Source organism: Nocardia sp. NPDC051570 (assembly GCF_044454005.1).
In the GTDB taxonomy this organism is placed as follows: domain Bacteria; phylum Actinomycetota; class Actinomycetes; order Mycobacteriales; family Mycobacteriaceae; genus Nocardia.
In genome coordinates, this window is the sequence record NZ_JBITDI010000002.1 from 752,094 (window position 1) to 759,566 (window position 7,473).

The 7,473-nt window shown below is 64.8% G+C and carries 6 protein-coding genes; 3 read left to right on the forward strand and 3 right to left on the reverse strand.

Annotated elements, in window-relative coordinates; translation table 11 throughout:
* Positions 1-64 precede the first annotated feature (64 nt).
* The 3 genes from ACIA76_RS06975 to ACIA76_RS06985 all read left to right on the forward strand — a co-directional run bounded on the left by ACIA76_RS06975 (position 65) and on the right by ACIA76_RS06985 (position 4,351).
* A complete protein-coding gene (locus ACIA76_RS06975) occupies positions 65-3,016 on the forward strand; it encodes a BTAD domain-containing putative transcriptional regulator (protein ID WP_397149359.1) in 2,952 nt (983 codons plus the stop codon).
* A 659-nt stretch (positions 3,017-3,675) separates the two neighbouring features.
* Entirely contained in the window at positions 3,676-4,158 is a 483-nt protein-coding gene (locus ACIA76_RS06980; protein ID WP_397149361.1) for an adenosine-specific kinase, read from the forward strand.
* 55 nt (positions 4,159-4,213) lie between these two features.
* On the forward strand, positions 4,214-4,351 hold the full coding sequence (locus ACIA76_RS06985) for a hypothetical protein (protein WP_397149363.1): 138 nt from the start codon (positions 4,214-4,216) through the stop codon (positions 4,349-4,351).
* Between the two features lie 54 nt (positions 4,352-4,405).
* Here the strand turns inward: ACIA76_RS06985 and ACIA76_RS06990 are convergent, their stop codons facing one another.
* From ACIA76_RS06990 to ACIA76_RS07000, 3 genes are all read right to left on the reverse strand, one after another.
* Complete coding sequence (locus ACIA76_RS06990; RefSeq protein ID WP_397149365.1) at positions 4,406-4,612, reverse strand: DUF397 domain-containing protein; 207 nt, start codon at positions 4,610-4,612, stop codon at positions 4,406-4,408.
* Positions 4,609-5,490 (reverse strand): helix-turn-helix domain-containing protein, encoded by an 882-nt coding sequence (locus ACIA76_RS06995; protein WP_397149367.1) that lies wholly within the window; start codon positions 5,488-5,490, stop codon positions 4,609-4,611. Before ACIA76_RS06995 ends, ACIA76_RS06990 begins: the two co-directional genes overlap by 4 nt.
* Before the next feature lie 358 nt (positions 5,491-5,848).
* The coding region (locus ACIA76_RS07000; protein WP_397149369.1) for a matrixin family metalloprotease at positions 5,849-7,473 on the reverse strand (1,625 nt) is incomplete at its 5' end.

The following is a 7,473-nucleotide window of genomic DNA, read 5'->3' on the forward strand; positions in this document are numbered from 1 at the left end:
CCCCGCTGCACTTCGCCGCACACTAGGCTGTCCGCATTGTCCGGTCCGAATGTGAGGGATTTGAGTGGCAGCGCAGCACGGCTCGGGTAGTGAGGGGACCGAGCCCGAAACACTTCGGCTACTGATGCTGGGACCGGTCGAGGCGTGGCTGGGTGATCATCGCCTGGATCTCATTGCGCCGCAGTCGCTCGCGGTGCTGGCCATGCTCGCGGACGATCCGGGCCGAACCCTGTCGACGGCACAGCTGTCCGCACGCCTCTGGGATGACCAACCGCCCAGATCCGCGGCCAATGTGGTCCGCAATCACATCCTCACGCTGCGACGGCAATTCGACAGCCACAGCTCCGCGGGCGCGGGCGCCGCATGGCTCGAGTCGACCCACGGCGGGTACCGGCTCGGCTTGCCGGTCGACGTCGATGTCGTCACGGTCGACGGCCTGATCACGGCCGCCGAATCGGACCGGCGCGCGGGAGCGAATACCGAGGCCGAGGCCAAACTGAACGCGGCACACCAGCTGTGGCGCGGCGATCCGCTGGTCGGCCTGCCCGGGCCATGGGCGGAACAGAAACGCGCGCGACTGCACAGGCTGCATTCGGTCCTGCGCGAGGCCACGATCACCGTCGCACTGGACCTCGGCCGGTACGGCGCCGCCGTCGCGGAGTTACAGGCGCTCGTCGTGGCCGAACCGCATACCGAGCGATGGCACGAACTGCTCATGATCGCGCTGTACCGCGGCGGCCGTCGCGTCGAAGCCCTCGAGGTGTACCGCAACGCGCGCCGCATACTCGCCGACGAACTCGGTCTCGAACCCGGACCCGACATCATTCGGCTGCATCAGCAGATCCTGGCGGCCACATCGCTGATCTCCGATACCGCGCACGAATTGCGGGCCGACCGAACACCTTCCACCTCGACGCGCCCCCCGGCGCAGCTGCCCGCGGATATCGCCGATTTCGTCGGACGAGAAGATCTCCTGCGCGAACTGGTGCAGACATTGGACACCGACGCCGATCACCGCCCGGTGATCGCGATCACCGGCATGGGCGGCATCGGAAAGACCACCCTCGCAGTGCATCTCGCCCATCGGGTGCGCCACCGCTACCCCGACGGATCGCTGTATCTCGACCTCGGCGGCATGGACGAACATCCACGCTCGACCGATATGCTCCTCGCGGTCGCACTGCGCGCGATCGGAATCGAACCCGGTGAGCAGCCGCCGGATCCGGCGGAGCGAACGGCACTGTGGCGCAGAACCATTGCGGGCAAGCGCATACTGCTGGTCCTGGACAACGCGCGCGATACCGCACACCTCACCCCCTTGCTGCCGGACACCCGGACGGCGGCGGTACTCATCACCAGCCGCTCGAGCCTGGCCGAACTGTTCGGCGCGCGGCTCGTCCCGCTCGACGTCCTCACCTCGGACGAGGCGTGGACCCTGCTGGAGGGCATGGTGTCCGCGGCGCGGATGATCAGCGAACCCGATGCGGCACAAGAGATCCTGCACGCATGCGGTCACCTGCCCCTGTCGCTGCGCATCGCCGGAGCGCGGCTCGCCACCCGGCCGACCTGGCAGCTCACCACGGTCGCCCAGCGCCTGGCCGACGAATTCGGACGGCTGTCCGAACTCACGATCGGCAACACCAGCGTGGAGGTCATCTTCCGCGCCAGTTACCGCCGCCTCGACCCCGAGCTGGCCCGCGCATTCGTCCTCGTCGCATTCTCCGACGCCCCCGATCTGTCCATCGCCGCCATCACCGCCCTGCTCGACCGCGATCGGACCGAGGCCGAACGGCTCTGCGAAACGCTGGTCGATCTGGGCATGCTGCAAACACCCGAACTGGGCCGCTACCGGTATCACGACCTGTTACGTCTCTACGCGCGCCGGGTGGCGGATGCGGCGCATCAGCAGGAATGGCCGCAGGCCCTGCTCCGACTGGTCGATTTCTATCTCGCCAGTGCGAAAAACATTGTGTCGATGCGTGATCCGGGCTTGGGCATCGATTACTACGCCGAAACCAGAGCGGCCGGGCAGAAGTTCACCAACGAACGACAGTGCACCGTATGGGCGATGACCGAACGATTCGGACTGGTGGCACTGTATCGCCAGGTCGCCGAGTCCACCGACGCCCGAACCCGCACGCTCGCAGTCGATCTCGCGCTGTCGCTCGCGGTCGGAGGAGACGTGGGCGAGCATCAGCCCCAGCTGGCACGGGCGCTCGCGATAGTGAGCCGGGCGGCCGAGGCCGACGGCGACCGCCAGACCATGGGCCGGGCACAGCTGAGCACCGCGATGGCCCAGCTGATCGGCATGGGAGATCTGAGCGTCGTCGGCGCACTCCGCCGCGCGGGGACGGTCCTGCGGGAGGTGGGTGACCGGGCCGGGGTCATCATCACCGAGGTGATCCTCGGCACGGCCATGGCCTACCAGGCGAATCCCGATGCCGCCGTGGGACATTTCCGGTGTGCCATCGAGATGCAGTCCCAATTCTGGGATGGCGGTGAGGGAATCAGCTGGGCGACCATCGCACGCGTCTGCTGCGAGGCCCGCCGCTGGCCGGAGGCCATCGACGCCGCGGAACGGGCCCTGACCATCGGGCGGCAGGTCGGCAGCCTCCGGATCCAGTCGATGGCACTGCACGAACTGGGTTTCGCGACACTGCACTGCGGCGACCCCGTCACCGCGCGCGCACTGTGCGAGCGGTCGCTCGACGCGGCTCGCCGTGACGGGCGTCGACATCAGGAGGGCTGGGCCCTGGCACGTTTGGCGGAGGTGATGCTCCTCGGCGGCGACGCCGAAGCGGCGGTGCCGATCGCCGCCGAGGCCGTGCGGGCGCTCACCGAGGTCTCGGCCCCCGTGCGCCGGGTGCAGGCGATGCAGGTGTACGGCGATGCGCTGTCCGCCACCGGTCACCGCGACGAGGCCGAACTGGTCCTGCGCAAGGTCGCACAATCCAGTCAGCGCATGGGCCTGACCGCCTCAGCCTCGGCCGAACTCACCTCCACCCGATCCACCTGACGGCACCTCGGGCCTGGCAACGGGAGCTTCGGTCGACAGTTTCCGGGCTTTCTGTCAATTGGCTGACAAACCGCTAGGAATGACCCGACCAGCCAGGAATCCGGCCGTCGAAGCACGGTCCGCCGAGTAGCGTCGGCTGCGCACCGGTACCCGGTGCACCCGATAGAACACGAGAGGCTCTCACTGTGAGGCAAAAGCTTTCCTGCGGCATCTTCGCTGCGGCCTCAGTCGGTGCTCTGATGATCGCCCCGGCTATGGTTGCCGCACCCGCGGCTACCGCAGCGACCCCCCTGGGCATAACACACCAGCAGCCCCCGGGATGGGGCGGCGACCCCAACTGGGGCGGCTTCGGCCGTCCGGGCTACCACGATTCGCACGACCGATGGAACAACGACTGGCGCTGCGACCGAAACGGCTACTGGCACAACGACGAACACGACCGTTGGGGACGTCCGGACGGACGCTGCCACCGATGGTGACTCGATAACGCATAACGACGGGATGGCTCCTCGGCTCACCGGCCGGGAGCCATCCACCTTGCCAACTCCGCGATCGGTCGCTCTTCGCTGACTTCACCCTTCGCGGAAGTTCCTGCCTCCCCTACCGTGACCTGATCGAATTCCCATTGTCGGCGAACCCGATCGGCGCATCATGGACCGATGGAGCTGACTGCGGTGCGCATCGACAAACCCGACGACCTCAACGTGATCATCGGCCAGTCCCACTTCATCAAGACCGTGGAGGATCTGCATGAGGCCCTGGTCGGAACCAGCCCGCACCTGAAGTTCGGGCTGGCGTTCTGCGAGGCCTCCGGCCCCCGGCTGATTCGCCACTCGGGCAACGACACCGACCTGACCGAGCTGGCCACCAAGAACGCGACGGCCGTCGGAGCGGGCCACTCGTTCATCGTATTCCTGCGCGAGGGTTATCCGGTCAACGTCCTCGATGCCATCCGCCGGGTTCCCGAGGTCTGCGGAATCTTCTGTGCCACAGCCAATCCGGTGGAGGTCCTCATCGCCGAGACCGCCCTGGGCCGCGGCATCGTCGGCGTCATCGACGGCCAGCCGCCGCTCGGCGTGGAGGGACCGCAGGACCAGGCCGACCGCAGGCAGCTGCTGCGAACCATCGGCTACAAGTTGTAAGAGGGCATCCGAGAACCCCGACGAGAACCGCTGCTACCCCATCGACGGTCACGCGGTGCGCGCGGACAACCGGACCGACGGCAGTGCGCTGCTCTTCGACGACCGCGACTGCAATGGCAACATCACTCGGGTACTGAACGCCCACGAGAAGGAAGAGCACGCCGACTTCCACGGAGTGCGCTTCGTCCGCTAGCCCACCCCCGACACACTGAACCGCCAGTGCCAGAACGGATTCGGCGCGGGCGGTTCAGCTGTGATCGAAGCGGCCGGTGGTGAGGTCGGCGGTGAAGGCGGCCCATTCGATGGGGGTGAAGAGTAGGGCTGGGCCCGTGGGGTTCTTGGAGTCGCGGACGCCGACCATGTCCTGGGCCAGATGGGCGATCTCGACGCACTCGCCGCTGGCAGTGCTCCGCCTGGACTTGAACCATCTTGCCGTGGATAGGTCGAGACTCACGACGAGAACTCCCTTGCGATCGTCAGGATCAGGTCCCTGGTTACATCCGCATCCAACGCTACACGCCCAATCCTCGGGATCACCTCCCGATACTTGCCGACCTGGTCTTCGTCTGTCAGGTACAGAGCACCCAGATACCCCTCGACGAACACAACCGGTGGTGAGATCAGCTTCGTGTTCGCAAGGATCGGAAAGTCCAGCCACACGAATGAATGGATAGTAGCGGGAAAAGGATTCGTGCCGATCGGTATGACCCTGATAGATACGTTCGGTTGGTCACCCAACTCGACGAGGTGCCGCAACTGGTCCCCCATCACACCGGGCCCTCCCGTCGGCTCTCGCAGAACCGACTCCGAGACGAATGCTTCGAACTCGAATTGTGGATCCGTAAGTCGCTGTTGACGCTGATTGAAGTGCGCGAGGAGCCCATCGATCTCCTCGGGCGTTCGGTTGGGGAACTCGGCCCAAGCGAGCTGTCGTCGGTACTCCACCGTTTGCAGCAGCCCGGGGACGAGGGTGAGCTGCAATGTGGTTATCCTGCGCGCGGTCTCCTCTAATCCGAAGAAGTGATCAAGATCTGGTCGGATCTTGTTGGTGAACGCTCGCCACCATCGGCCCTCGGAGTTCCGTTCCTTCCGAACCTCATCCGCAAGCGCGAGCAACTGCCGCCGCTCCTCATCACTCACCCCCAACGCGTCACTGAGCGCGTTGATCAACATGCTCGGGACGTTCTGCTTCACCCCGTCCTCGAGCCGCCCATACGTCTGCGGCGATGTCTCCACCGCCCGCGCCACCGCGTACTCCGACAGCCCCGCCCGCTCACGGAACTTCTGCAACTGCCGCCCGAGCGCCCGGCTCGCAAGGGTTGGGTTCGCCATCGTTAGCCTTTCTATCGACTGAGGTCAATTATGGAAAAGCTCAATCTGGAATCTCGGTTGCATTGCGGCAGTAGAACTCTCGATTGACTCCCGCCCCGCTGCGCCGAAGAGTATCACTACAAACAGTGATTCACTTCGAATTCGAGAGAAGGAGGAATCGAAAGTATCCATACCGGAGAGACTTCCGATGACGAACGAATGGATTCGCTTCGGAAAAACGAGCTCTCACAAATCCACACCGAAACCGCAGGCGATGTATGGGCCCACTCCCTCAATGCCGAAACGAAAGCGGCCGGACCCGGGTAACCGGGGCCGGCCGGACAGTTCGGATCGGCGATCAGAACCCTTCTGCTACAGCCTAGAACAGGCCGCTGCGGGCGAATCCACCACTCATATCAGCGAAGTTATCGAGTCCACCGCCGTTGAACCAATCGAATCCGTCACCACCGCCGGAGCGATCGCCCCCGCTGAACATGTCACCGGCGTCGGCGATATCCCGGCCCTGACTGTCGCCGAACCAATCGAATCCGCCACCACCGGGCTGGCTGTCCCAGCCGCCTTCGTCCGACTGGCTCTTCCAATCACCACCGGCATCCTGGCCCAGCTGGCTCAGCCAATCACCCCCGCCATCTTCGCTCTGCTGACTCTGCGAATCGTCACCACCATCCAGACCCAGCTGACTCAGCCAATCATCCCCGGAATCCTTGCCCGGCTGGCTCTGCATCTCATCATCGCCCCCACCGTCTTGACTCGGCTGACTCTGCGAATCATCGCCACCATCCAGACCCAGCTGACTCAGCCAATCATCCCCGGAATCCTTGCCCGGCTGGCTCTGCATCTCATCGTCGCCATCCTGACCCGGCTGGCTCTGGGAATCGTCCCCGCCATCCTGACCCGGCTGACTCTGCGAATCATCACCGCCATCCTTGCCCGGCCGACTCTGCGAATCATCACCGCCGTCCTTGCCCGGCTGACTCTGCGAATCGTCCCCGTCATCCTTGCCCGGCCGACTCTGCGAATCATCACCGCCGTCCTTGCCCGGCCGACTTTGCGAATCATCCTTGCCCGGCTGGCGGGAGGGCGGCTTCGGCTGCGATTGGCTATCCGGCCGATCACCCGGCTTCGAGGTGTTCTTCCCCGGAGTGCTCTGGTTGGACGACGGCTTCCCCCGCTTGTACATGCTGTTGAGCTGGTCGATCTCGTTGCGGTGCAGGGGCGTCGGGCCGCTGTTGCACCTATTGACCACGCTCGCCATGATGCTGCAACCACTGTCGTTGTGGTCGAGACCCATGGCGTGCAAAAGTTCGTGCCCGGCGACCTCGGTCCGGTCGGCGGAATCCAAAGCGCGATTGTTGGCATCGATCTTGACGAACGGGCCGCTCTCGTCCATCCCACCCAGACCGGCCACACCGGGGTCCAACTGACCCCGGCTGATATTGATGGCACCCCGGCCCGATCCGGGTTTCAAGATGAAGTTCAAACCAGGTGTGGAGTTGAAGTTCTTGACGGCATTCTCGATATCAGGATCGTTGATCTTGTTGTTGTAGTGGATGATCGCCCTGCCGTCGCTGTCGTAACCCTGGACCGGCGCCTTGAAACCGAGACTCGGAGCAGCGGCCGACGCAGGAGCGGCGGTCGCCAGGCTCAGCGCGCCGGGTACGAGCAGACTGCCCGCGACCATGGTGGCGAACAGTCCGGGTGCACCTTTCGTGGGCGACTGTGCGGCGCGATGCTTCCCGCGAGAGTTGCGACGATTGGCAGCGGTCGACATTGGGCGAAAACCTCCATGAGCACTAATAGTCAAAAGTCCGCTCCGCATTGGCGGTTCGGCACAAACGACAGTACTGAGAACCCAGCCGACCAGCCGGTGATGTAAGTCAGGCCTTAACCTCGATCTTGCAGGGCGGTAGCGGCCTGGCTTGATCGGGTTCGGATTGGTTTTTCGATGGTATCCGGGTCGTCGGGTATGGCGGGGCGACCCGT